The organism is Pseudonocardia hispaniensis, assembly GCF_042658695.1.
Taxonomy (GTDB): domain Bacteria; phylum Actinomycetota; class Actinomycetes; order Mycobacteriales; family Pseudonocardiaceae; genus Pseudonocardia; species Pseudonocardia hispaniensis.
In genome coordinates, this window is sequence record NZ_JBHSQW010000023.1 from 42884 (window position 1) to 67481 (window position 24598).

Below are 24598 nucleotides of genomic sequence, written 5' to 3' on the forward strand. Positions count from 1 at the left end.
CGGGGGCATCCGGGGCCGGTGGGCCGGACTAACGAACGGAGAACTCCCAGCGCAGCCGCGGTCGTGAGTGCGTAACAGTGTTCTAACGCTGTTACGCACTCACGGGCTCGAAGCGGACCCCGGTGATCCGCTCGTAGACCTCGACATAGCGGGCCCGCGTGGCCTCGACGACGTCGGCGGGCACCTCGGGCCCGGGCGGGGTGCGGTCCCAGTCGAGGGTGCCCGACCAGTCCCGGACGAACTGCTTGTCGAAGGAGAACTGCGGTCGCCCCGGCTCCCACCGGTCGGCGGACCAGAACCGCGACGAGTCGGGCGTGAGCACCTCGTCGGCCAGCACGATCTCGCCATCGGGCGCCAGCCCGAACTCCAGCTTGGTGTCGGCGACGAGAATCCCCTTGGCAGCGGCGGTCTCGGCCCCGCGCCGATAGATCTCCAGGGTCAGATCGCGCAACCGGGCGGCGGTGCCCGCCCCGACGGTCGCCGCCACCTCGTCGAACGTCATGAACTCGTCGTGCTCGCCGACCGCCGCCTTCGTCGTCGGAGTGAAGATCGGCTCGGGCAGCTTCGAGCCCTCGACGAGCCCGGGCGGCAGCGCGACGCCGGAGACCGTCCCCTGCTTCTCGTACTCCTTGAGCCCCAGTCCGGCCAGGTAGCCGCGCGCGATGCACTCCACCGGCAGCATCTCCAGCCGGCGGCAGCGGATCGCCCGCCCGGCGAACTCCGCGGGCACCTCGGTCGCGGAGATGACGTGGTGCCCGACGAGATCGGCCAGCCGTTCGAACCACCACAGCGACAGCTGGGTGAGGATGACGCCCTTGTCCGGGACCGGCGTCGGCAGCACCACGTCGTAGATCGAGAGCCGGTCGGAGGCGACGAGGATCAGGTCGGCGGGGTCGCGGGAGTCATCGAGGTAGACGTCACGGACCTTGCCCGAGTGCACCAGCTTCACAGGATCGCTCCGGGGGTGTATGCGGCGGCGGTGGGGTGCGCCTCGACGATGTCCTGCACCCGCGCGACCACGGCTTCGACCTGCGCGGCGGCGGCGCCGGTGAAGGACAGCGGGTCGGCCAGCAGGCCGTCGAGCGCCCCGGCGGGCAGCCCGAGCCGCTCGTCGGCGGCCAGCCGGGCGATCAGGTCGTTGTCGGCCTGCCCCTTCTCCCGCATGGCCAGCGCGACCGCGACCGCATGTTCCTTGATCACCTCATGCGCGGTCTCCCGGCCGACGCCCGCGCGCACCGCGGCCATCAGCACCGCGGTGGTGGCAAGGAACGGCAGGTAGCGGTCGAGCTCGCGGGCGATCACCGCAGGGTAGGCGCCGAACTCGTCGAGCACGGTCAGCATCGTCTCGACCAGCCCGTCGAGAGCGAAGAAGGCGTCCGGCAGCGCCACCCGGCGCACGACCGAGCAGGACACATCGCCCTCGTTCCACTGCGCGCCGGCCAGTTCGGCGAGCATCGCGGCGTTGCCGCGGAGCACGACGGCCAGCCCGTTGACCCGTTCGGCCGAGCGGGTGTTCATCTTGTGCGGCATGGCCGAGGACCCGACCTGACCCGCCTGGAAGCCCTCGGTGACCAGCTCCTGGCCCGCCATCAGCCGGATCGTCGTGGCCAGGCTGGACGGCGCCGCGGCCAGCTGGACCAGCGCGGACGCCACGTCGTGGTCGAGCGAACGCGGATAGACCTGGCCGACGCTGGTGAGCACCGCCGTGAAGCCGAGGTGTTCGGCCACCCGCCGCTCCAGTTCGGCGAGGCGGTCGGCGTCGCCGTCGAGCAGGCTGAGCATGTCCTGGGCGGTGCCGACAGGCCCCTTGATCCCGCGCAGCGGGTAACGCCCGCGCAGCTCCTCGAGCCGGTCGTAGGCGACGAGCAGCTCGTCGGCGGCGGAGGCGAACCGCTTGCCCAGCGTGGTGGCCTGGGCGGCGACGTTGTGGCTGCGCCCGGCCAGCGCCAACTCGGCGTGCTCGACCGCACGGCGGGCGAGCCGGGCGAGCATGGCCACGGTCCGATCCCGGACCAGCTCCAGCGACAGCCGCACCTGCAGCTGCTCGACGTTCTCGGTGAGATCGCGGCTCGTCATGCCCTTGTGCACGTGCTCATGGCCGGCGAGGGCGTTGAACTCCTCGATCCGGGCCTTGACATCGTGGCGGGTGACCCGTTCGCGGGCGGCGATCGAGTCGAGGTCGACCTGATCCACGACACGGGAGTAGTCGGCGATCGCCTGCTCCGGGACGTCGACGCCGAGCTCCCGCTGGGCGCGCAGCACGGCGATCCAGAGCTGCCGCTCCAGGACGATCTTGCGTTCCGGAGACCAGAGCGCGACCAGCTCGGCGCTCGCGTAACGGGCGGCCAGCACGTTGGGAATCACGTCGGGTGAGCCTACGGCCCGGGCCCGACGAGTCGCGCCGGAGCATCTACAGGCGCGGCGCCAGCGCCTCGGCGATGCCCGGCAACCGCCCGGAGAACGGGACGGCACCCGAGTCGACGGCCGCGCGTGAGGTGACCGACACATACCCGCCGGACGCGGTCGTCGCGCCCGCCCGCTGCCAGCCGACCGGAAGTCCCTGCTCCGGCGGCACCTCACCCGGGCCGCTGTAGACCACGCTGAACAGGCCGCGGGCCGCCCCGTCGGTGACCTCCAGATGCACCTCGCGGTCGCTGCCGGGCCGGCATCCGGGCGTGGCCGGCGCCGCGGGGGCGGACCGCACCTCGGGTAGCACCTCGTCCAGCACCGCCCGCAGGGCCGGGTCCTGCGGTGCGGCGCAGCCGCCCGGATCGCCGGGCCCGGGCGGGCTGGCGCGAAAACCCGGGGACGCCTGGTCGGCGGCCTCGGGAGCGGCGACGGTGACCGCCGGCGCCCCCCGGTTCGCCGGCTGCGCCGCCCCGAGCGCCACCGCGACCCCGCCGACCACCAGCAGCGCCGCGAGCGCGCCACCGGCCACGGTTGCGCGCCGCCGCGCGGTGGCCCGCCGCGACGCGGCCACCACGTCGGCGTACCCGAAGCTCGGTGGGGGCGAGTCCGCGGCGGCCGCACGAAACCCGGCGCTGAGCTGCTCGTCGTCCATCTCCACCTTCTTCAGCCTGCCGATCTCAGGTCGTCGAGGGCGTCACCCAGGGCCGCGCGCAGCGCGGCCAGCCCATGTGCGGTCTGGCTCTTGACGGTGCCCTCGGAACAGCCCAGGACCGCGGCCGTGGCGGCGACGTCGAGACCCTCCAGGTAGCGCAGCACCAGCACCGCCCGCTGCCGCGGCGGCACCCTGCGCAGGCCGTCGACCAGCGCGTGCCGGGTGGCGACCGCGTCGCTGGCGGCCGCCACCGGCACCGCGGGCAGCGCAGCAACCGCGCGCTCCCGGCGCCACGGCCGCCGCGACTCGTCCACGACCGACCGGACCAGCGTCCGCCGAACCCATGCGTCGAGCGCGTCGCGGTCCCGGATGCGTCGCCAATGCCGGTGCAACGCCACGAACGCCGCCTGCGCGTGGTCGTCGGCGCGGTGCCAGTCTCCGCACAGCAGGTAGGCGGTCCGGCGCACGGCGTCGCAGCGTGCCCGAAAGTACTCCGCGAACTCGCGCTCAGCGGCCTCGTCCACGCGCACGGTCCTCTCCAGTCGCCCCACCGATCCGACGTAACGGCCGGCCGACACGGTTGCACGGGCGCCGCCGAACCCCTCGATCGGATGCACCCCGTGACCATTCCGTGACCCTGCCGCGCGTTTCCCGTCGGCTACTGGTTCAATCCCCGATGTGCGACCCACGAGGCGAGCCCGCGGTCCCAAGGGCGGCCCCATCGACCTGCGCTCGGACACCGTCACGAGGCCGACCAGGCAGATGCGTTCGGCGATGGCCGAGGCCGAGGTCGGCGACGACGTGCTCGACCGCGATCCGACGATGCGCGCGCTCGAGGAGCGAGTGGCGGCCCTGATCGGGGCCGACGACGCGCTGTGGACACCGAGCGGGTCGATGGGAAACATCATCGCCCTGATGGCCCACCTCGACCGCGGCGACGAGTACCTCGCCCCGGCGGGCGCGCACGTCCTCGACGCCGAGCTGGGCACCGCGGCCTGGCTGGCCGGTGGAATGCCCCGGGCGCTGACGCACGATGCGGGCCCCGGCAAGGTCTCTCCGGACGCGGTGCGCCGGGCCGCGAACACCACCGGCCCCTACTACACCTTGCGCACCAAGCTGTTGTGCTTGGAGAACACCCATAACGCCGCGGGCGGGACGGTCACCGCCCCGGAGGAACACGCCGCTGTCGCGGCCGCCGCGCGGGCCGCGGGCCTCGCGGTGCACCTGGACGGGGCCCGGATCTGGCACGCCGCCGTCGCGCTCGGGGTGCCACCCGCGGCGCTGACCGTCGGCGCCGACACCATCCAGGTCTGCCTGAGCAAAGGCCTGGGCGCACCGGTCGGATCGCTGGTGGCGGGCTCGGCCGAGTTCGTCGCCGACGCACGCAGGCTGCGCAAGATGCTCGGCGGCGGGGTGCGCCAGGGCGGGGTGCTGGCCGCCGCGGGACTCGTCGCACTCGAGCGCATCGACCGGCTCGCCGAGGACCACGCACGCGCCACCCGACTGGCGGACGGGCTCCGCGAGCGCGGGTGGCAGGTGCAGCAGCCGCAGACGAACATCGTGCTGGTCACCGTGGCCGATCTCGACGGGACACTGCGCCGGTTCGCCGACGCCGGCGTCCGCGCCGTCGCGATGGCGGGCAAGGTGCGGCTCATGACCCATGCCGACCTCACCGACGCCGACATCACCCTCGCGCTCGACCGGATCGGCCCGATCGAACCCTCCCGCGACAGCGCGTCCCCCTCGGGTTCGGCCACGCGGGGCCCGGGAGCTGGCGCGCTGCGGTCCGCCGAGCGGTGAGCCCGGCCCGTTAGCGACCGAGCCAGCCCTTGAGCCGTTGCAGCGCCTCGTGAATGTCCTCGGTTGCGCCCGCGCAGGAGAGCCGGATGAACCTGCCGCCGTCGACGGGATCGAAGTCGATTCCGGGCGCGACGGCGATCCCGGTCTCCCTGAGCAGGCGGTAGGTCAGCTCCATCGAGTCATCGGTGAGATGCGACACGTCGGCATAGATGTAGAAGGCGCCATCCGGCGGGGCGATGCGCTCGATGCCCAGCTGCGGCAGCCCCTCCAGGAGCAGGCCCCGGTTGACGCCGTAGCGCACCACATGCCCGTCGGTCTCCGCGTAGCTCTCCGGCGTGAATGCGCCCAGCGCCGCGTGCTGCGGCAGCGCGGGCGGACAGACGGTGAAGTTCCCGGCCAGGCAGTCGACCGCGCGACGCAGCCGTGGTGGAACCAGCAGCCAGCCAAGCCGCCAGCCCGTCATCGAGAAGTACTTGGAAAAGGAGTTGACGACGATCGCCTCGCGCGAGGTCTGCCACGCGCAACTGGTCTCCGGCGCGCCCGGATAGGAGATGCCGTGGTAGATCTCATCGCTGATCAGCGCAATGCCGTTGTCCGCGCAGTACACCGCCAGCGCCGCGAGCTCGCTCGCCTCGAGGACAGTGCCCGTCGGGTTGGCCGGGCTGGCCACGACGAGTCCGCGCACCGGCGGGTCCAGCGCCTCGAGCATCGCCACCGTCGGCTGGAATCGGGTCTGCGGCCCGCACGGCAGCTCGACGACCTCGCAGCCCAGCGCGCTGAGGATGTTGCGGTAGCACGGGTATCCGGGGCGCGCCATCGCCACCCGGTCGCCCGCGTCGAAGGCGGCGAGGAAGGCGAGCAGAAACCCACCGGAAGACCCCGTGGTCAGCACGACCTCGTCCGGATCGACCTGGATGCCGTAGCGGTGCCCGTAGTGGCCCGCGATCGCGGCCCGCAGCGGCGGGATACCGAGGGCCACGGTGTAACCGAGAACCTCGGTCTGCAGCGCCGTCGCGGCGGCGAGCCGCACGGCCGTGGGCGCGGGTGTCGACGGTTGTCCCGCGGAGAGATTGATCAGGTCACCATGGGTGCGCTGCCGCTCGTCCGCAGCCGCCCACACGTCCATCACGTGGAACGGCGGGACCTCGGCCCGTTTGGCGACGCTCAGGAGTTCCGTCGGTACAGCACGTCCGGTCACCCCACGAGCTTAGGACGCGGCCGGACCGGCCGGTCGGGACCTGGACGGCACGCTGATCTCGCCTTGGACGGCGCGCAACGCGATGTCCGTCCGGTGGTGCGACCCGGCCAGGTGCACCCCGGTGAGGCGGCGGTAGGCGTCCGTTCGGGCGGCGCGCAGGTCCTGACCGGTCCCGACCACCGACAACACCCGGCCCCCCGCCGAGACCACCGCGCCGTCGTCGCGGCGCCGGGTGCCCGCATGCAGCACGCCGTCCGCATCGGCTCCGGTGACGACGTCACCGAGCCGCGGGGTACCGGGGTAGCCCTCGGCGGCCAGCACCACGGTCACGGCCGCCCCGGGGGCCCATTCCAGCGGCGGCATCTCGGCCAGCCGCCCCGTCGCCACGGCCCGCAGCAGACCGGCCAGCGGGGTCCGCAGCAGGGCGAGCACGACCTGGGTCTCGGGGTCGCCGAACCGGCAGTTGAACTCGATCACCGCGGGTCCGTTCGAGGTGAGCGCGAGGCCGGCGTAGAGCAGCCCCCTGAACGGCGCGCCGCGCCGGTCGAGCTCGTCCACGACCGGCTGCACGATCCGCTCGACCACCTCGTCGACGAGGCCCGGGTCGGCCCACGGCAACGGCGCGTACGCGCCCATTCCACCGGTGTTGGGGCCGCTGTCGCCGTCGCCGACCCGCTTGAAGTCCTGGGCGGGCAGCAGCGGGACGACCGTCCGACCGTCGACGAGGCAGAACAGCGACGCCTCCGGGCCGTCCAGGAACGACTCCAGCAGGACCGGATGCCCGGAATCGAGCAGGTGCAGCGCATGTGCCCTGGCCACCTCGATGTCCGGGCTGACCACGACGCCCTTGCCTGCGGCCAACCCGTCGTCCTTGACGACGTACGGCGGGGTGAACCGGGACAGCGCCGTGTCGAGGTGCGCCGGGTTGTCGACGACCTCCGCCCGGGCGGTCGGCACGTTCGCGGCGGCCATGACGTCCTTCGCGAAGCTCTTCGAGCCCTCGATGCGGGCCGCCGCGGCGCTCGGGCCGAAGCAGTCGATGCCGGCCGCGCGCACCGCGTCGGCCACCCCCGCCACGAGCGGCACCTCGGGCCCGACCACGACGAGGTCCGCTCCCCATTCCAGGGCGCAGGCCGCCACCTTCGCCGGATCACTCACATCGACGCCGCGCTGTTCGGCCAGCGCTGCGGTACCGGCATTGCCGGGAGCGCAGGACAGAGCGGTGATCGCAGGGTCCTGCGCAAGGGCGAGAAGGATGGCGTGCTCACGAGCACCCGAACCAACGACCAGGACGCGCACGGTCGGTGAGCGTAGATGGTCACATCCCGGAACAGTCAGCCGCATCGCGCGTTCATGCCGACGACGCCGTTCGGTTGCCGAGCCGTGAGGTCGCGGACGCGATGGCCCGCCAGGGTCGCGGGCATGCCGACGAACCTGAGAGGACGGTCGTGTCAGTCCTGATCCCGGCCACCGCACGGGCAGCAGGCCCACTGGTGATCGGCCACCGTGGCGCGTCCGGCTACCGGCCGGAACACACCTTGGCCGCCTACGAGCTGGCCGCCCGCATGGGCGCCGACTACATCGAGCCCGATCTCGTCACGACTGCCGACGGCGTCCTGGTCGCACGCCACGAGCCCGAGATCAGCGCGACCACCGACGTCGCCGAACACCCCGAGTTCGCCGACCGCCGGACAACGAAGACGATCGACGGCTTCGTCCGGCACGGCTGGTTCACCGAGGACTTCACCCTTGCCGAGCTGAACACACTGCGCGCGGTCGAGCGGCTCCCGCATATCCGCCAGGAGAACACGATCTACGCCGAGCGCTACCGGGTGCCGACGCTTGCCGAGGTGCTCGCGCTGCGCGCCCGGCTCTCCGCGGAGCTCGGTCGCGACATCGGCGTCTACATCGAGACGAAGAACCCCAGCTATTTCGCCTCGATCGGGCTGCCGCTGGAGCCCGCGCTGGTGCGGGCGCTGCGCGAGGCCGGGCTCGACGCGCCGGACGCCCCGGTGTTCCTGCAGTCGTTCGAGACCGCGAACCTGCGGATGCTGCGCGGAGAGGTCGCGGTGCGGCTGGTGCAGCTGATCTGTGCTGCGGGCGCGCCGGCCGACCTGGCCGCCGTGGGGGACCCGCGCGGATACCTCGACCTGGCGACCGCGGCGGGACTCGTCGAGATCGCCGAGTACGCCGACGGCATCGGGCCGCACAAGGATCTGGTGATCCCACGGTCGGCGGACGGTGCGCTCGGTGCACCCTCACCCCTGGTGAGCCAGGCGCATGCGGCCGGGCTGCTGGTGCATCCGTTCACGTTCCGCAACGAGAACGCGTTTCTGCCCGCCCAGTTCCGGTCCGGCGGCTCCGGCGCGGACTACGGCGACGCGTTCGCCGAGTACGAGGCCTTCCTGCGGGCCGGTGTGGACGGGTTCTTCTCCGACCACCCTGACACCGCCGTCGCCGCCCGCTCGGCGGTGCTCGCGCCGGTCTGACCGCGGCACCGGATCTCTAGCGGGCGAGGAAGCCGACGAGGTGTCGGACGGTCTCGGCCGGCCGTTCCTGGTGCGGGAAGTGGCCGGTCGCGGGCAGCACGACGTGGTCGACCGGGCCGTTGGTCCAGCGGGTGCAGGCGCGTGCCGTCCGCTCCATCAGACAGGGGTCGTCGGCGCCGTGGATCTGCAGCACCGGCGTCGTCACATGGCGCGCGACGGCGGCGGCGAAGCGCCGACCCTCCACGCGCAGCTGGGAGCGCAGCGCCCACCGGTAGTACTCCATCGCGCAGTGCGCGACCCCGGGGATCTGTACGGCCTGGCGGTATCGCGCGGCTGCCGCGGCGAAGTCGGCACTGCGGGTCCACTCCCGGCCCGCCCAGCTCCGCATGATCCGCTCGACCTTGGCCCCGTCGTCGGCACGGAGCGACCGCTCAGGCCAGCGCGGTAGCTGATAGCCGAGCACGTAGCGGGCGGTGGCCAGGCCCTGGCCGCGTGGGTCGCGCATCACCTGGGCGCGCAGCGCCAGCGGATGCGGGGCGGCGAACACCGCCAACGAGCGCACCACCCTCGGCTGCAGCGCGGCGACGGTCCAGCCGATCAGCCCGCCCCAGCCGTGTCCGACGACCCGCGCTTCGGGTTCGCCGAGGGCCCGGATGAGGCCTGCGACGTCTCCGGCGAGGGTCCACAGGTCGTAACCGCGGGGGGGTTTGTCCGAGTCGCCGTAGCCGCGCAGGTCGACCGCGACCGCCCGGTAGCCGGACTCCGCCAGTGCGGTCAGCTGGTGGCGCCAGGACCACCAGAACTCGGGAAAGCCGTGCAGCAGGACCACCAACGGTCCCTCGCCGCATTCGGCGACGTGCAGCCGGATGCCGTTGGCCGACACCGCGCGATGGGTCCAGGGCCCGGGCAGCCGGACGGACGACGGATCAGGGCCGCCGCGAGGTCCCACGGCTACGGTCAGCGGGCGCCGGTCGCCTGCCGCCCGTTCAGCTCCGGGGCCTCGCCGCCGAGGCCGCTGAACACCTGCGCCGACTCCTTCAGGCTGGTGATGGTGCGCTCCGGCTTACGGATCTTGCGCACCCGCCGGTAGCCGAGCAGCCCGGCCAGGCCCGCGACCACCAGCATGATCCCGAAGGTGATGGCGAACGCGACCGGCCGGTTGAAGACCAGCGCCAGCGCCTCGGCGACGGCGAAGAAGAAGAAGAACAGGCTGAACAGCGCAATCACCAGTGCGGTGATGAAGAAGACGCTGCCTTGCAGTCCCTTGCGCACCTCAGAGCTGACCTCGGCCTTGGCCAGCTCCACCTCCGAGCGGATCAGCGAGGAGACGTGCGTCGTCACGTTGCGGACGAGGGCGCCGATGGACTCCTCGCCCGGCCTGCGGGCCGGCTCAGGGGAGAGCGGAATCGAGGGCAGCACGGGTGGAACGTCCGTGCCGCTGGAGCTGTTCGTGCTGGCCACCGCGGTCACCTCTGGGTTTCATCGTTGGCATGATCGGCTGCGCCATCGTGCCACGTCTCCCCCCGCCCCGCCCGGTCAGGACGGTCGGTGAACGCGTCGCTCGTTCGCGGAGGGTACCCGCCTACTCCGATGCTTCGCCGGCGAGCCGATGCACCCGGCCGCGCCGCATGAGCATGGCCGCGGCGATGAGCGATGCCGCCGCGGACGCCAGCAGCACGGCGGCCTTGGCGGTCTGCACGAGCTGCGGTTCCTGGTCGGCGAGCGAGAGTTCGGCGATGAGCAGGCTGACGGTGAACCCGACCCCACCGAGCATCGACACCGCGACCATGTCCCGCCAGCCGAGGCCGGGCGGCCGGGCCGCCGGGACGAACCTGATCACCAGCCAGGACGAGGTGAAGATACCCACCAGCTTGCCCACCAGCAGACCGACGACGACCGCGAGGGACACCGGCTCGGTGAACACCGCGCTCAGCGCCGACGCTCCGATGGGTACACCGGCGGCGAACAGCGCGAACACCGGCACGCAGAACCCCGCCGACCACGGTTGCAGCCGATGCTCCAGCCGGACCGCGGGCGATTCGGCCTCGCCCGGGTCGGCCCTGACCCTGGTGAGGAGCCCGAGCAGGACCCCGGCGATCGTCGCGTGCACCCCGGCCTCATGCACCGCCACCCAGGTGATGATCGCGAGTGGTACGTAGAGCCACCAGGCTCGGATCCGGCGTTGCTGGAGCAACCAGTACACACCGGCGGCGGCGGCCGCGACGAGCAGCGCGACCACCTGCACGCCCGTACTGAACAGCACCGCGATGATGACGATGGCGCCCAGGTCGTCGGCGACGGCGAGACCGAGCAGGAACACCCGCGCGGTGGTGGGCAGCGCCGACCCGGCCAGGGCGAGCACCCCGAGCGCGAAAGCGATGTCGGTGGCGACGGGGATGGCCCAGGCCTTCTCCATTCCCGGCGCACCCTGCCCGACGATCAGCGCGAGAGCAGCCGGGACGATCATTCCGCCGAGCGCCGCGGCCACCGGCAGCAGCGCTCTGCGGACACTGGACAACTCGCCGAGCACCAGTTCGCGCTTGAGCTCGAGGCCGACCACGAAGAAGAACACCGCCAGCAGCCCGTCGGTGGCCCACTGCGCCAGGGTGAGGTCCAGGTGCAGCGCCGCGGGGCCGATCCTGATCTCCCGCATCGCCTCGTAGAACTCGGCCGACGGCGAGTTGGCCCAGATCAGGGCGATCGCGGTGGCGACGAGGAGGACGACTCCGCCGACGGTCTCGGTGCGCAGGTAGCGGGCGAACTCCGAGACAGGAACAGAGAAGACGTTCTGCAGGCGACGGGGAACGATCACTGGCGGCTCCAGACGCGGTCGGTGAATCGACTGCCGACCAGACTTCCCGGCGCACCGCAGGCAAGCCTAACGGCCGGCCTCTGCCGCTGTCGCGCCAACGTGTTCCCACCCACCCGCGAGTCGCGGTATTTCCGTGCGCGAGTCGCGGTATCTCCGGGCACGGGAGCATCGGTCATGCGCGAGCGGACCGCCCCACCGCTACACCTGCGGCCGGCCCCGCAGCCTCTTGACCGCACCTCGGCGCGATTTGTCGTCGAGCCGACGTCGGCGCGACGCCGCGGTCGGCCGGGTCGGTCGCCGCGGAGGCGGGTCGGAAGTCATGGCGGCCCGCAGCGTCGCGGCAAGCCGCTCGCGCGCGGCGCCGCGGTTGCGCAGCTGGCTGCGATGCTCGGCGGCGACGACCGTCAGGACTCCATCGACGAGTTGTCCCCCGAGACGGGCGAGCGCGCGCTCCCGCAGATGTGCCGGGACGCTTGCCGACCGGGCGAGATCGAACGACAGCTCGACCCGGGAGTCCGTCGTGTTGACCCCCTGCCCGCCCGGCCCGGATGCGCGCGAGAACCGCCAGCGCAGCTCTCGTTCGGCTAACACGACCGAGCCGCGCACCGGCAGACCATCCTCGGGCATGCCCTGAGCATGCCCGAGGACAGTGCTGTCAGTCTTCCGATTTGCCTTCGCGCAGTCCGGCGGCGATCTGGTCCATCACGGACGAGTCGGCCAGGGTGGTGACGTCGCCGATCTCGCGGTTCTCCGCGATGTCGCGCAGCAGCCGGCGCATGATCTTGCCCGAGCGCGTCTTGGGCAGCTCCTCGACGACCATGATCTGGCGCGGCTTGGCGATCGGCCCGATCTCGGCGGCGACGTGCTCCCGCAACGCCTTGATCGACTCAGCGCCGGTCGCCTCGTCGGCGATCGCGTCGCTGCGCATGATCACGAAGGCGACGATGCCCTGCCCGGTGGTCGCGTCCGATGCGCCGACCACGGCGGCCTCGGCCACCGTCGGGTGACTGACCAGCGCCGACTCCACCTCGGTCGTGGAGATCCGGTGCCCGGAGACATTCATCACGTCATCCACGCGTCCGAGCACCCAGACGGCGCCGTCCTCGTCGATCTTCGCGCCGTCCCCGGCGAAGTAGTTGCCCTGCTCGGCGAACCGCTCCCAGTAGGTCTCCCGGTAGCGCTCCTCGTCGCCCCAGATCCCTCGCAGCATCGCCGGCCACGGCTCGCTGAGCACGAGGTAGCCACCATTGCCGCGACCGACCGGCTGCCCCGAGTCGTTGACGACGTCGGCGCTGATCCCGGGCAGCGGGCGCATCGCTGAGCCGGGTTTGGCAGCCGTGACACCGGGCAGCGGTGAAATCATGATCGCGCCGGTCTCGGTCTGCCACCAGGTGTCCACGACCGGGCAGTTGTTGTGCCCGATGTGCTCCCGGTACCACATCCACGCTTCGGGGTTGATCGGCTCGCCGACGCTGCCGAGCACCTTCAGCGAGCTCAGGTCGTACTTGGCGGGGATCTCCGCGCCCCACTTCATGAACGTGCGGATCAGCGTCGGCGCGGTGTAGTAGATCGTCACACCGTACTTCTGGATGAGCTCCCAGTGCCGGCCCTCGTGCGGGGTGTTCGGCGTGCCCTCGTACATCAGCGATGTCGCCCGGTTGGCCAACGGCCCGTACACGATGTAGGAGTGACCGGTGACCCAGCCGATATCGGCGGTGCACCAATAGACGCTCTGGCCGGGCTTGTGGTCGAAGACCGCGTGATGGGTGTAGGCACACTGGGTCAGGTACCCCCCGGTGGTGTGCAGGATCCCCTTCGGCTTGCCGGTGGTCCCGGAGGTGTAGAGCACATACAACGGGTGCTCGGAGTCGAACACCTCGAACTCGTGCGTGTCGGGCTGGCGGTCGACCAGTTCGTGCCACCAGATGTCGCGGCCCTCGGTCCACGGGACCTGCTCCTCGGTCCGCTTGACCACCAGGACGTGCTCGATGGTCGGGCTGTCCTTGACCGCCTGGTCCGTGTTCACCTTCATCGGCCCGGCCTTGCCGCGCCGGAACTGACCGTCCGAGGTGATCAACAGCTTGGCCTGCGCGTCCTCGATCCGAGACTGCAGCGCGTGCGGGGAGAACCCGCCGAACACGACGCTGTGCGGGGCTCCCAGCCGGGCGCAGGCCAGCATCGCGAACACCGCCTCGGGGATCATCGGCAGCTGGATGGCCACCCGGTCGCCCGTCTTGACCCCGAGCTCGGTCAGCGCGTTGGCGGTCTTGCACACCTCCCGCTGCAGCTGAGCGTAGGTGATGACGCGGGTGTCCCCGGGCTCGCCCTCCCAGTAGAAGGCGACCTGATCGCCGTGACCGGACTCGACGTGCCGGTCGACGCAGTTGTACGCAACGTTCAGCTTGCCGCCCACGAACCACTTCGCGAACGGAGCGTTCCACTCCAGGACCTTGTCCCACCGCTGCGCCCAGCTCAACCGCTCGGCCTGCTCCGCCCAGAACGCGTCACGATCCCGGTCGGCCCTGGCATACCAGTCCTCGGTCGCATTCGCCTGCGCCGCGAACTCCTCGCTCGGCGGAAAAACGCGGCTCTCCGTGGACAGGTTGCTCAGCGTGACGCCGGACTCGGCCATCTCCTCGTCCCCTCCTTCATCCCTACGCGCTCGGGCCCGCGATGGCGGCAGCACGGTCGCGCTCCTGGTCAGACGCTAATGCTCAGCGGTGCCCCGCGCACCGTCAGTACGGACAGGCACGCAACTCCCCCAGCGGGGAGCACAGAGTTTCCCGCCGGAGTAGACGCTGATCGACAGCCCTCGCCCCGTAGAAGGTGAGAAGCATCACATCGAACGGCGCCCGCCTGGGCCAACGGGCGCGGCCCCATCTCACCGACCCCCGGCCGCCATGGCCCCCGCAGGTGACAGCATGACGGCGTGTCGCTGAGGAGTGCTTCGGACCCGCTCGCCCCGCTGGTCGACCTGCCCGGGGTCGCCGATGCCGTCGACCGTGCCCGCACGGCGGTCACCGCCGTCCACAACCACCCGGCCAACCGTCGGGGCTGGCCGGCGAACGCTGCCGAGGCGGGACTGCGTGCGGCCCGCGCCTCCGCCGCGCTCGATGGCGCCCCACTCACCCCGACCACGAACGAGCTGGTCACCGACCCGATTCTGGCCGGCGCCGTGCGTGCGGCGGACGAGCTGAACCGGCTGCTCGGTGTCTGGAGCAGCGCCCCGCTGCAGGCGCTCGCGCGACTGCACATGCTCGCGGCGGCGGACCTGGTCCCGGCCGACCGGCAGGCCGAGGATCTCGGCCGCCCACGCCGGGAACCGGGCGGGTCCGAGCGGCTGGCGCTGCTGGCCGACCTCGTCACCACAAGCACATCGACTCCTGCGCCGGTCCTCGCCGCGGTCGTCCACGGTGAACTTCTCACCCTGGCCCCGTTCGCCGCGGCAAACGGGGTGGTGGCCAGGGCGGCGGCGCGGCTGACCGCGATGGCGGCCGGCCTCGACCCACGGGGCCTCGCGGTGCCCGAGGTGGGGCATCTGCGGCAGGCGGCGGAATATCGCGCGGCCGCCACAGCCTTCGCCAGCGGGACGGCCGAGGGTCTGCGGACCTGGGTGCTGCACTGCTGTGCGCAGTGGGAGGCCGGGGCTCGGGAGGCGACGTCGATTGCCGAGGCGCGCATGTGACGGCCCGGGCGCGCGAAGGACGGCGCCCTCGGTGAGAACGCCGTCCTTCTACGTGCGAACCCCGGGATCCAGGCGTGCACTACGTGTCGTGCTCCGGCCTCGGCGTCCAGCGTCCCGGTACGCAGGCCCACGACGACATGCCTCCCGCGGCGTGCTGTGCGTGGAGTGCTCGGCGTTCGCACACGGAGCCCGATCGGGGGAGGTGATACTTCTCCTCGTACCACCGCTGGCCGACCGAGGTCCGTGACACACTTTGTAGTCGGTGGTCCTGGCCGCATCAAGGGCTGGTCCGGGTGCATCGGTTCAGGCACGTTGAGTAGCGGTCGCGGCAATGACGGACGCCCACGGCGATGGGCAGCCGGGACGTCCGGACCGATCACAACCAGTCGAACGCTGCCCTCTCACCCGCTGGGATGGCGTCGGTGGCGCCTGCGCGTTCGCCCAATCAGCCCGATACCCGCGAACGCGAGAGCACCGAGACCAGCCATGGCGAACACCGTCGCGGGCGCCGCCCAGAACCGGGTGCGCAGTGGAACCGGATCGGCGAAGGTGAGCACGGGCCACCCACGCTGCTCGGCCTCCCGGCGCAGCGCCCGATCGGGGTTGACCACCGTTGGGTGGCCGACCGTCTCCAGCAGCGGAAGATCGGTGATCGAGTCGGAGTAGGCCCGGCAGTCGGCCAATCGGTAGCCACGCTCGGCCGCGATCCGCCGAGCGGCGTGCGCCTTCTCGATGCCGTAGCAGTAGTACTCGATCTCTCCGGTGTAGCGGCCGTCGCGCACCGCCATCCGGGTCGCGAGGCACCGGTCGGCGCCGACGAAGTCCGCGATCGGTTCGACGACCTCGAGCCCGGAGGCGGACAGCACGATGACCTCCTCATCCGCAGCCCGATGCGCAGCGATGAGCGCGGCCGCCTCGGCATAGACGAGGGGCTCGACGATCTCGGGCAGCGTTTCGGCGACGATCGAGCGGATCTGGGCAACCTCCCAGCCGGTGCACAGGGCAGCGATCCGGTTGCGCAGCAGGTCCATCGTGTCGGCGTCCGCGCCGGAGAGCATGAGCAACAGCTGGGCGTAGCCGCTGCGCACCACGGCCCGTCTGCTGATCAGGCCCTCGCGGCGAAACGGGCGGCTGAACGCCAGCGCGCTCGACCCGGCGATGATCGTCTTGTCGAGGTCGAAGAAGGCCGCCGCTCGCGGCGGATTCTGGGTGGCACCGGGCACGGCGCCCGAGCTTGCCAGACGCCGATGAGGTCGGTGTGGTCCCGGGCCGGCGAGCTGCGCGCGGTCGACCGGCACGCACCGAAACCCGCATCGACTCAGAGATGGGCGTTGCGGGCGGTTACGGCTACAGTTGTCTCTAGCCCGGTCATACCGGGCGGGTTCAGCTCGACCCCCCGGGGCTGAACCGACGACGACCCCCGCCAATCCCCCCTGGCGGGGGTCGTCCCAACTCGGGCCAAGGCCATGCGCGGCCCGCTCCAGCATGCCCGATCGCCCGGACAGTTCGCTGCCATCCGCTCGATGCACCGGTGAGCTGTCCACATCCGCCACCGGCTGTCCACAGCGTCGAGATTCCTTCCCCGTGCGCCGCCCGCCAGCCGCACGCTGGTCGGTGCCCCGTCCGCTGCCGGACGGGGACGAGCCGAGGAGGTCTGGTGTGGGCGAGCGACATGCGCTGGTGATGGTCGAGGAACCCGAACTGCTCGATGCCGTGCTGCGGCTCGCGGCCGCGGCCGGCTGCGAGCTGCACCGCGCGATCGACGCGGCCGACGCCCGTCGGCACTGGACCGACGCCCCGCTCGTGCTCCTCGATCCGCCGGCCGCGCAACGCTGCGCCCGGGCCCGGATGCCGCGGCGAGAAGCCGTCGTGGTTGCCGTGTACGGCGAACCGCCGCCGGCGGTGTGGGAACAAGCCGTCATGGTCGGCGCCGAGCACGTGGTGTCGCTTCCCGACGCCGAGTCGTGGCTGGTGTCGGCGTTTGCCGAGGCAGCCGAGGGGATGCGAAGCGCCGGCCCGGTGCTCGCGGTGGTCGGCGGACGCGGCGGGGCAGGCGCCTCGGTGCTGGCAGCCGCGGTGGCGGTGCAGGCCGCGCAGGACGGCCGGAATGCGCTGCTCGTCGACTGCGACCCGCTCGGCGGCGGCCTCGACCTCGTCCTCGGCGCCGAGAACATGCAGGGACTTCGCTGGCCGGACCTGGTGATCGCCGGTGGGCGGGTGCCTGCCGCAGCGCTACACGCCGCACTCCCGGTACCCGCGGCCGGCCGGAACCGAGGCGGCGAACTCGCCGTCCTGTCCTGCGACCGATCAGCCTGCGGGCCGTCCGCCAGCGCGGTTTCCGCCGTTGTCGAGGCGGGCAGGCGAGCCGGCGAGACGGTTGTCTGCGACCTGCCGCGATATCCCACGGAGGCTGCGCTCGTCGCGCTGAGCGCTGCCGACCTGACCGTCCTCGTGGTGCCGGCCGACGTCCGCTCCTGCGCGGCCGCGTGCCGGGTCGCTGCGGTGCTCGCCGAACAGACCGGGACGGTGCGCGTGGTCGTCCGCGGCCCGGCCCCCGGCGGTGTCTCCGCCGACGAGGTCGCTAGCGCCCTCGGACTTCCCCTGCTCACGACGATGCGGCCGGAGCCAGGGCTGGCACGGGCGCTGGATCGGGGCGATCCACCGGACCGCGCCCGCGGACCGCTCGCCGGTGCGGCACGCGCCGTGCTGGCCGAGTTGCGCGCGGGTGTGGGAGCGGCGAGCACCGGTGTGGAGACGCCGTGACCGGTCCGACGCGTTTCCCGTTCGCCGCTGCGGTGACCAGGACCGATGAACCAGCCGGCAGACCGCCGCCTGCCCTTGTCGATCGAGTTCGGTCCCGGCTTGCCGCGGCCGGCGGCGAACCGACCTCGGCTGCGGTCGCCGAGGCGGTACGGGCCGAGGCCGGTGGGGTGGCATCGGATCTCGACGTCCTCGCGGCCCTGCACGTCCTGCGCCAGGAGTTCGTCGGCGCCGGCCCCCTCGACCAGCTGCTGCGCGATCCACGCACCACCGACGTCCTGGTCAGTGGGCCGGATGCGGTGTGGGTGGACCGCGGTCGCGGCCTGCAGCGAGCCGACGTCCGGTTTCCCGACGAGGCGGCCGTCCGCCGGCTCGCCCAGCGGCTCGCGCTGAGCGCGGGCAGGCGGCTCGACGATGCCAGCCCGTATGTCGACGGCTGGCTGTCCGACGCCGGGGTTCGGCTGCATGCGGTGCTACCGCCCGTCGCCGCCGACGGGACCTGCCTGTCGCTGCGCGTGCTGCGACCGGCAGCGCACGACCTGACCGCCCTGCAGAAGCTGGGCACGGTGGACGCGGAAGGCGAAGCCCTGCTGCGTGCGGTCGTGGCCGCCCGATTGGCGTTCCTGGTCTCGGGCGGAACCGGCAGCGGCAAGACGACTCTGCTGACGGCACTGTTGAGCAGCGTCGAGCCGGATGAGCGGATCATCACCGTGGAGGACGCGGAGGAGCTGCGGCCCCGGCACCCGCATGTGGTGCGGCTCGTCGCGCGGCCGGTGAACATCGAAGGGGCCGGCGGGGTCGGTCTGCGCGACCTGGTTCGTCAGGCGCTGCGCATGCGGCCCGACCGGCTGGTGGTCGGCGAGGTGCGCGGAGCGGAGGTCTGCGACCTGCTCACGGCGCTCAACACCGGTCACGACGGTGGGGCGGGCACCGTGCACGCGAACTCGGCGCGCGAGGTACCTGCCCGGCTCGAGGCTCTGGCGGCTCTCGGCGGGCTTTCCCGGGCCGCGCTGCACAGCCAGCTGGGTGCTGCCGTCCAGGTTGTGCTGCATATGCGGCGCCGTTCCGAGGGCGGCCGGGTGCTCGAGGGCGTCGGCACGCTCGTCCACAGCGGTGCCGACGTTGCGGTGCGTCCGGTCTGGACGCGGTCGGGCGGCTGGACGGAAGCGCGATCGCTGCTTGCGGACCTCCTCACCGGTCGTGGGACGGCGGTGCCGTGGTGACCGCGGTCGCCGCGATTCTTCTGGCGGGGGCGTTGCTGTGCGCGCCGGACACCCCGGCGCGCGGACGGCTGCAGGCGGTAACCGGGCCGGTCAGGAAGATCGGCCGCACGCAGGTCCGGTTACCGGGGCTGGCGTGGCTACTCGCCGCCGGGATCGGCCTCGGGTGGCTTGTCGCCGGGTTCGGCGGAGCCGTGGCCGGCGTCGTGGTCGTCGGCGTCTGGGGGCGTCGGCGGTCTCGACGTCGCAGCGACGCCGCCGCCGAGACGGCGGGTGTCGAGCTTGCCGACGCGTTGACCCGGATGACCGACGAGATGCGGGCGGGTGCCCACCCCGCCGCTGCCCTCGCCGGTATCGGCGCCGACGGACCGCACGCACGGGCGGTGCTGGCCCCCGCCGCATCGGCCGCCCGGCTCGGCGAAGCGGTACCGGCCGCGCTCGCGCGCTCCTGCGGTGAGCAAGCCCTGGCCGCGGACGTCGATCGGATCGCCGCCGCCTGGGCGCTCGCCGACCGGCACGGCGTTCCGCTGGCCGATCTGCTGGGCGGGGTCCGCGACGACCTACGGTGGCGGATCGCGTTCGGCAGGCGGGTCCGGGCCGAGCTCGCGGGTCCCCGGGCCACCGCGGCCGTCCTCACGGCGCTGCCCGCGCTCGGGCTCGGCCTGGGCCAGCTGCTGGGTGCCGACCCCCTGGTGGTGCTGCGGACCGGCCTGCTCGGCCCTGCCCTTCTCGTCGTCGGCATCGGCCTCGCCGGGGCCGGGGTGTTGTGGAGCGAGCAGATCCTGCGTTCGGCGGCTCCCCGATGACCGGCGGCACAGACTCGGCGGCCGCCCTGTTGCTGGCCGGAGCCCTGGTGCTCGCCGCGCCCCCGGCCGGGCGGAGCAGGCTGCGGGCGCTGACCCGGGACCGCTCTGCTGTCCCGGCCGACGAACCGGCCCGACTGCGGACGCACTGGGCCGTCCTCGGCGGGTTCGCCGTGGCCGTGCTCGGTGGCGCGGTCGCGGGCGTCGCGGTCGGGATCGCGATTGGTGCCGTTGCGGCCGGGGCGCTCGTTCTCGCCGCCCGCCGGATGGAGGTGGGCGACGCCGGCGCCGAGCGCGACGACGGCGAACTCGCCTGCGGCTGGGAGCTGCTCGCCGTGTGCCTGGAGGTGGGGCTGCCGGTGCCCGTAGCGGTCGAGGCCGCGGCGGCCCGGCTGACCGGCCGGTCCGGCACCCGCCTGCGCCGGGTAGCCGGGATGCTCCAGCTCGGCGCCGACCCGGCCGATGCCTGGCGCACCGCGGACGCCGTGGCGGCCTTGGCCGTGTTCGCGCGCGCCGCCCGGCGCTCGGCCGTCACCGGCGCCGCATTGGCCCAGGTCGCCCGAACCGAGGCCGCCCGGCTGCGTGCCGAGCTGATCGACACCGCGCGAGCCCGGTCGCAACGCGCCGCCGTGCTGATGACCGGCCCGCTCGGCCTCTGCTTCCTGCCCGCATTCCTCGTCCTCGGGATCGCCCCGGTCGTCATCGGGCTTGCGGGCGACGTCCTCGCACAGTGGTGAGTCCCGCCCGGCCACGGGCCCAGCAGAAGGAGAACCCAGGTGTTCACATCCACCGCCGTCACATCGCAGATGACCCCGGCACCGAACGAGGAGGCCAGGCGGAGCTGCGCGCTGCGCCGCAGGCTGACGGTCCTGAACCGTGCCGACGACGGCATGTCAACGGTCGAGTACGCGGTCGGGACCATCGCCGCCGCAGCGTTCGCCGCCATCCTCTACACCGTCGTCAGCGGCGAGTCCATCGTGACCGCGCTGACCGACCTCGTCCGGCGCGCGCTCTCGGTGACCTTCTGATGGGCCGGGCCGATCACGGCGCGGTGACCGTCGAGGCCGCGTTGGCCCTCGGCACCCTCGCGGTGGTCACGGCGACGGCGCTCGGCTCGGTCGCCACGATCGCGGCCTCCGTCCGGTGCATCGACGCCGCCCGCGAACTGGTCCGGCTCACCGCACGGGGCGAGCCGGAGCGGGCGCGCTCGGTCGCCGCAGGGCTGGCCCCGTCCGGAGCGACGATCGAGGTCACTGTCTCGGGCGATGAGATTCGCGCCGAGGTCAGCGCGGCCGCGGTCCGGCTGGTGCCGCTGCGCGTGAGCGGCCGCGCGGCCGGGGTCCTCGAACCCGGTGTTGACGCCGCACGGGAATCGTGATGAACCCGACCGCCCGGGGAGACGCCGGGGTCGCGACGGTCTGGGCGGCTCTCGCGGTGGTGGCGATCCTCGGCATCGTGCTGGCCGCGATCGACCTGGGAGCGGCCGTGGCGGCGCGGCATCGGGCCGAGGCCGCCGCTGATCTGGCGGCGCTGGCGGCCGCGGCCGAGGCGGCCCGGGGGCAGGAGCCCGCCTGCGAGCGCGCTCGGCGCACCGCCGAACTGACGGGCGGCAGGATGCGGCGATGCGCGTTGATCGGCTGGGACGCGCAGGTGGAGGTGACGATCAGTCGTCGGCTCAGGCTGCTCGGGCCGGCCGACGCCCATGCCCGGGCTCGGGCCGGACCGGCCCCCATCCAGGACCGGGCATCGCTGGACCCGACCGGGGTGACGACTGCACGACCCGGCATCGAGGCCGCCCCGTGAGACGTGGATCTCGGCCTCCAGCCGCGGCCACGTTCCACCACCCGGCCGGTTCCACCGCCCGAGCGGCCGCGCGGTAGGCGGCCCCACCGGATCGGTGACCAGTATGGCTACCTCTTGGAACCTGGGCGATGAGCGGTCGGCAAGGCCGGGTAAACGGGCCCGGGTCGGCCGACCGGACCAACGAGACCATCCGGGCCTGACATGCATCGTCGCGAATCCGCCGCTTACATCGCACTCGTCGTTGCCTGCACACCAATCAGCGACAACGGCTGGCGGCAGGTGGACCGGGTCCTGCCTACTAGGAGGCGTCACCCGGTCGGCATGGCCGGGCCGGGGATGTCGAACACGCTCCCCAGACTGCGGTGGCGCCGGAGCGCCTGATGACGCCGACCCCCCAATTCGGCTCCACCGCAACCCGGCCGCCGACGACCGGTCCGGCCCCCGACGGGCCGGTCGTCGGCGGTCACTCACCGGTTGGCCGCCGCTGGCGGGTCACGGTCCTGCAACCGGATCGGGCAGTCGCGCCGTGACCACGTCGAGGACCGCTACGCCTCCCGCCTTGTCCAACGGCACGTTGCCGTTGCCGCACTTCGGAGACTGTACGCACGAGGGGCACCCGGTCCGGCACTCGCAGTCGGCGATCGCAGCGCGGGTGGCGCGCAGCCATCTCCTGAGCACCGCATGACCGCGTTCGGCGAGGCCCGCGCCGCCGGGATGGCCGTCGTGGACGAACACCGTCGGCAGCCCGGTCTGGGGATGACACGCGGTCGACATCCCCCCGACGTCCCAGCGGTCGCAGATGGCGAACAGCGGCAGCAGCCCGATCGCGGCATGCTCGGCGGCGTGCAGCGATCCCGGGATGCGGGCGGCCCGGATGCCCACCTCCTCGAGCGCCCGGTCGTCGATCGCGTACCAGACAGCGCGGGTGTCGAGGGTCTGAGCCGGCATGTCCAGCGGGACGCTCTCCAGCACCGTGCCGTCCCGGGACCGCCGCTGGTACCCGATGACCTGCGTGGTCACCCGGGTCTCGCCGAAGAACACCTGCACGGGGCCGAGGTCACGATGGCTGTGCACGGCCACGATCTCGACGTCGGAGGTCGAGCGGGCGTCGGTGCGCCAGTCCGGCGTCTCCGCGCGGACCAGCGAAATGCCGCTCTCCAGGTCCAACGACTCGACGACATAGCTCTCGCCGCGGTGCAGGTACACCGCGCCGGGGTGGACCGTCGCGGGCGCCGAGGTCCCCTCCACGGTGCCGAGCACCCGCCCCGTGGCGGCCTCGACCACGGCCACCTGGCCGAGCCCGGAGCCGCGGATGTCGACCGACGCCGCGGGCTGGTTGTGGGCGGACGGCCAGTGCCACCCGGTGGGCCGCCGCCGCAGCACCCCATCGTCGACGAGTTCGCCGAGCACTGCGGCGGCCGCGGCACCCCCGAACACGCCGTGGACATCCGCCTCGGTCAGCGGGAGCTCGGCGGCGGCGCAGGCCAGCTGCGGTGCCAGCACATACGGGTTCGACGGGTCGAGCACGCAGCTCTCGATCGGGGCGCCGAGCAGCGCCTGAGGGTGATGCACGAGGTAGGTGTCCATCGGGTCGTCGCGGGCGACGAGCACGACCAGCGCCTCGTCGCGGGCCCGGCCGGCCCGGCCTGCCTGCTGCCAGAACGACGCCCGGGTCCCCGGGAACCCGGCCACGACGACCGCGTCCAGCCCCGCGATGTCGACGCCCAGTTCGAGCGCGTTGGTCGTGGCGACGCCGAGTAGCTCACCGGCCGCGAGCGCCGACTCCAGGGCCCTGCGTTCCTCGGGCAGGTACCCACCGCGGTAGGAGGCGATCCGCGGCACCAGATCCGGATCGACTGCGGCGACGGCCCCCTGCGCTCCGAGCGCCGTGAGCTCCGCGCCGCGGCGGGACCGCACGAAGGCCAGCGTGCGGGCGCCCTCCAGCACGAGATCGGCGAGCATTCGAGCCGATTCGGCCTGGGCCGACCTGCGGACGGGTGCGCCGTTTTCGCCCGCCAGTTCGGGGAGCAACGGCGGCTCCCACAGCGCCACGGTCCGTCCGGCGGTCGGCGACCCGTCGTCGGTGACCGCGACGACGTCGCGCCCCGTCAGGGTGTGGGCGAACGCGGCCGGGTCAGCCACCGTGGCGGACGCCAGGACGATGGTCGGCCTGGCGCCGTACCGTCCCGCGATCCGCAGCAGCCTCCGGAGCAACAGGGCGACGTGCGAGCCGAACACACCGCGGTAGGTGTGGCATTCGTCGAGCACCACGTAGCTGAGCCTGCGCAGGAACGCCGACCACCGGCCGTGCCGGGGCAGCAACGAGCGGTGCAGCATGTCGGGGTTGCTGAACAGCCAGCGTGCGTTGCGGCGCGCCCAGTCCCGCTCCGGCATCGGGGTGTCACCGTCGAACGGAGCGGGGCGGAGTCCGTCGATGCCCAGGGCGATCAGGGCCCGGAGCTGGTCGGCGGCGAGGGCCTTGGTCGGCGATACGTAGAGCGCGGTCGCGCGCGGGTCGGCCGCGAACCTCGCCAGCACCGGCAGCTGGTAGACCAGCGACTTTCCCGATGCCGTCCCGGTGGCCACGATGACGTCGTGCCCGGCGTGGGCCAGCTCGGCGCCCTCGGCCTGATGCGTCCACGGCGTCTCGACGCCAGCAGCCTGCAGGGCATCCACAACGCTGCGGGGCGCCCAGGAGGGCCACGGCGCCGGGCGGCCGGGCCGCGAGGGCAGCCGAACGGCGTGGCGCAGCGGATTGTCCGGTCCGGAGCCGACGAGCACCCGGCGCAGCAGCCGCTCGCCCCGCCCGGCTGGACCCGCTGCCGGCTGCGCCGGACCGCGGGGCCCGCCCGTCACCGCCTCCATACCCGACGAGGTTGACACAGACCCGGCATCGACGGGCCGCCGACCCGTCGATAACACGAACGTTTCACAAGCGATCGTTCGTCAAAGTACGGGCGTACTACC

General features: G+C 72.8%; 23 protein-coding genes. 10 read left to right on the top strand and 13 right to left on the bottom strand.

The window, feature by feature from the left end; translation table 11 throughout:
• Nucleotides 1-91: 91 nt before the first annotated feature.
• The 4 genes from ACFQE5_RS09900 to ACFQE5_RS09915 are packed head-to-tail and all read right to left on the bottom strand — an operon-like array spanning nt 92 to nt 3585.
• Complete coding sequence (locus ACFQE5_RS09900) at nt 92-949, bottom strand: phosphoribosylaminoimidazolesuccinocarboxamide synthase (protein WP_379584548.1); 858 nt, start codon at nt 947-949, stop codon at nt 92-94.
• Nucleotides 946-2364 (bottom strand): adenylosuccinate lyase, encoded by a 1419-nt coding sequence (purB, locus tag ACFQE5_RS09905; RefSeq protein ID WP_379584549.1) that lies wholly within the window; start codon nt 2362-2364, stop codon nt 946-948. The genes ACFQE5_RS09900 and purB overlap by 4 nt, the downstream gene beginning before the upstream one ends.
• Nucleotides 2365-2410: 46 nt before the next feature.
• Nucleotides 2411-3061 carry a hypothetical protein gene (locus tag ACFQE5_RS09910; RefSeq protein ID WP_379584550.1) on the bottom strand — a complete coding sequence of 217 codons (651 nt, stop codon included), beginning with the start codon at nt 3059-3061 and terminating at the stop codon, nt 2411-2413.
• Nucleotides 3062-3072: 11 nt separating this feature from the next.
• Complete coding sequence (locus tag ACFQE5_RS09915; RefSeq protein ID WP_379584551.1) at nt 3073-3585, bottom strand: SigE family RNA polymerase sigma factor; 513 nt, start codon at nt 3583-3585, stop codon at nt 3073-3075.
• Between the two features lie 154 nt (nt 3586-3739).
• Here ACFQE5_RS09915 and ACFQE5_RS09920 point away from each other — a divergent pair, with 154 nt between their 5' ends.
• Complete coding sequence (locus tag ACFQE5_RS09920) at nt 3740-4861, top strand: threonine aldolase family protein (protein WP_379584552.1); 1122 nt, start codon at nt 3740-3742, stop codon at nt 4859-4861.
• Between the two features lie 10 nt (nt 4862-4871).
• On the opposite strand, the gene ACFQE5_RS09925 is transcribed toward ACFQE5_RS09920, so the two are convergent.
• Both ACFQE5_RS09925 and purD read right to left on the bottom strand, forming a co-directional pair.
• Nucleotides 4872-5987, bottom strand: coding sequence for a pyridoxal phosphate-dependent aminotransferase (locus tag ACFQE5_RS09925; RefSeq protein ID WP_379584701.1), 1116 nt, complete (start codon nt 5985-5987; stop codon nt 4872-4874).
• Between the two features lie 81 nt (nt 5988-6068).
• On the bottom strand, nt 6069-7358 hold the full coding sequence (gene purD / locus ACFQE5_RS09930) for a phosphoribosylamine--glycine ligase (RefSeq protein ID WP_379584553.1): 1290 nt from the start codon (nt 7356-7358) through the stop codon (nt 6069-6071).
• A 149-nt stretch (nt 7359-7507) separates the two neighbouring features.
• On the opposite strand from purD, the gene ACFQE5_RS09935 reads away from it, so the two are divergent.
• A complete protein-coding gene (locus tag ACFQE5_RS09935) occupies nt 7508-8548 on the top strand; it encodes a glycerophosphodiester phosphodiesterase (protein WP_379584554.1) in 1041 nt (346 codons plus the stop codon).
• 16 nt (nt 8549-8564) lie between these two features.
• On the opposite strand, the gene ACFQE5_RS09940 is transcribed toward ACFQE5_RS09935, so the two are convergent.
• From ACFQE5_RS09940 to acs, 5 genes are all read right to left on the bottom strand, one after another.
• Nucleotides 8565-9431, bottom strand: a complete 867-nt coding sequence (locus ACFQE5_RS09940; protein ID WP_379584555.1) for an alpha/beta fold hydrolase — start codon at nt 9429-9431, stop codon at nt 8565-8567.
• 74 nt (nt 9432-9505) lie between these two features.
• Nucleotides 9506-10009 (bottom strand): phage holin family protein, encoded by a 504-nt coding sequence (locus ACFQE5_RS09945; RefSeq protein WP_379584556.1) that lies wholly within the window; start codon nt 10007-10009, stop codon nt 9506-9508.
• A gap of 121 nt (nt 10010-10130) precedes the next feature.
• Nucleotides 10131-11357 (bottom strand): Na+/H+ antiporter NhaA, encoded by a 1227-nt coding sequence (nhaA, locus tag ACFQE5_RS09950; RefSeq protein ID WP_379584702.1) that lies wholly within the window; start codon nt 11355-11357, stop codon nt 10131-10133.
• 201 nt (nt 11358-11558) lie between these two features.
• On the bottom strand, nt 11559-11987 hold the full coding sequence (gene arfB, locus ACFQE5_RS09955) for an alternative ribosome rescue aminoacyl-tRNA hydrolase ArfB (RefSeq protein ID WP_379584557.1): 429 nt from the start codon (nt 11985-11987) through the stop codon (nt 11559-11561).
• Between the two features lie 28 nt (nt 11988-12015).
• A complete protein-coding gene (acs, locus tag ACFQE5_RS09960; RefSeq protein ID WP_379584558.1) occupies nt 12016-13992 on the bottom strand; it encodes an acetate--CoA ligase in 1977 nt (658 codons plus the stop codon).
• Nucleotides 13993-14295: 303 nt separating this feature from the next.
• Between acs and ACFQE5_RS09965 the strand changes: the two genes are divergently transcribed.
• On the top strand, nt 14296-15045 hold the full coding sequence (locus ACFQE5_RS09965) for an oxidoreductase (RefSeq protein WP_379584703.1): 750 nt from the start codon (nt 14296-14298) through the stop codon (nt 15043-15045).
• A gap of 401 nt (nt 15046-15446) precedes the next feature.
• Here ACFQE5_RS09965 and ACFQE5_RS09970 read toward each other — a convergent pair whose 3' ends face one another.
• Nucleotides 15447-16268 carry an HAD family hydrolase gene (locus tag ACFQE5_RS09970; protein ID WP_379584559.1) on the bottom strand — a complete coding sequence of 274 codons (822 nt, stop codon included), beginning with the start codon at nt 16266-16268 and terminating at the stop codon, nt 15447-15449.
• 436 nt (nt 16269-16704) lie between these two features.
• On the opposite strand from ACFQE5_RS09970, the gene ssd reads away from it, so the two are divergent.
• Genes ssd through ACFQE5_RS10005 form a run of 7 tightly spaced genes read left to right on the top strand, consistent with a single transcriptional unit; the run spans nt 16705 to nt 21631 of the window.
• Complete coding sequence (gene ssd, locus ACFQE5_RS09975) at nt 16705-17808, top strand: septum site-determining protein Ssd (protein ID WP_379584560.1); 1104 nt, start codon at nt 16705-16707, stop codon at nt 17806-17808.
• A 32-nt stretch (nt 17809-17840) separates the two neighbouring features.
• Nucleotides 17841-19028, top strand: coding sequence for a TadA family conjugal transfer-associated ATPase (locus tag ACFQE5_RS09980; RefSeq protein WP_379584704.1), 1188 nt, complete (start codon nt 17841-17843; stop codon nt 19026-19028).
• Nucleotides 19025-19831, top strand: a complete 807-nt coding sequence (locus ACFQE5_RS09985) for a type II secretion system F family protein (RefSeq protein ID WP_379584561.1) — start codon at nt 19025-19027, stop codon at nt 19829-19831. Before ACFQE5_RS09980 ends, ACFQE5_RS09985 begins: the two co-directional genes overlap by 4 nt.
• The gene (locus ACFQE5_RS09990; RefSeq protein ID WP_379584562.1) at nt 19828-20565 is read left to right on the top strand and encodes a type II secretion system F family protein; all 738 of its coding nucleotides are present in this window, start codon (nt 19828-19830) and stop codon (nt 20563-20565) included. The genes ACFQE5_RS09985 and ACFQE5_RS09990 overlap by 4 nt, the downstream gene beginning before the upstream one ends.
• A 39-nt stretch (nt 20566-20604) precedes the next feature.
• The gene (locus ACFQE5_RS09995; protein WP_379584563.1) at nt 20605-20856 is read left to right on the top strand and encodes a DUF4244 domain-containing protein; all 252 of its coding nucleotides are present in this window, start codon (nt 20605-20607) and stop codon (nt 20854-20856) included.
• A complete protein-coding gene (locus ACFQE5_RS10000) occupies nt 20856-21206 on the top strand; it encodes a TadE family type IV pilus minor pilin (protein WP_379584564.1) in 351 nt (116 codons plus the stop codon). Before ACFQE5_RS09995 ends, ACFQE5_RS10000 begins: the two co-directional genes overlap by 1 nt.
• The gene (locus ACFQE5_RS10005) at nt 21206-21631 is read left to right on the top strand and encodes an Rv3654c family TadE-like protein (RefSeq protein WP_379584565.1); all 426 of its coding nucleotides are present in this window, start codon (nt 21206-21208) and stop codon (nt 21629-21631) included. The genes ACFQE5_RS10000 and ACFQE5_RS10005 overlap by 1 nt, the downstream gene beginning before the upstream one ends.
• Before the next feature lie 492 nt (nt 21632-22123).
• On the opposite strand, the gene ACFQE5_RS10010 is transcribed toward ACFQE5_RS10005, so the two are convergent.
• Nucleotides 22124-24496 (bottom strand): DEAD/DEAH box helicase, encoded by a 2373-nt coding sequence (locus ACFQE5_RS10010; protein ID WP_379584566.1) that lies wholly within the window; start codon nt 24494-24496, stop codon nt 22124-22126.
• Nucleotides 24497-24598 lie beyond the last annotated feature (102 nt).

Bases quoted from the DNA above. Each gene is read 5' to 3' on its own strand.
- ACFQE5_RS09910 (WP_379584550.1), bottom strand. From the start codon at position 3,061: ATGGACGACGAGCAGCTCAGCGCCGGGTTTCGTGCGGCCGCCGCGGAC.
- ACFQE5_RS09925 (WP_379584701.1), bottom strand. From the start codon at position 5,987: ATGGACGTGTGGGCGGCTGCGGACGAGCGGCAGCGCACCCATGGTGAC.
- arfB (WP_379584557.1), bottom strand. From the start codon at position 11,987: ATGCCCGAGGATGGTCTGCCGGTGCGCGGCTCGGTCGTGTTAGCCGAA.
- acs (WP_379584558.1), bottom strand. From the start codon at position 13,992: ATGGCCGAGTCCGGCGTCACGCTGAGCAACCTGTCCACGGAGAGCCGC.
- ACFQE5_RS09990 (WP_379584562.1), top strand. From the start codon at position 19,828: ATGACCGGCGGCACAGACTCGGCGGCCGCCCTGTTGCTGGCCGGAGCC.
- ACFQE5_RS10000 (WP_379584564.1), top strand. From the start codon at position 20,856: ATGGGCCGGGCCGATCACGGCGCGGTGACCGTCGAGGCCGCGTTGGCC.
- ACFQE5_RS10005 (WP_379584565.1), top strand. From the start codon at position 21,206: ATGAACCCGACCGCCCGGGGAGACGCCGGGGTCGCGACGGTCTGGGCG.
- ACFQE5_RS10010 (WP_379584566.1), bottom strand. From the start codon at position 24,496: ATGGAGGCGGTGACGGGCGGGCCCCGCGGTCCGGCGCAGCCGGCAGCG.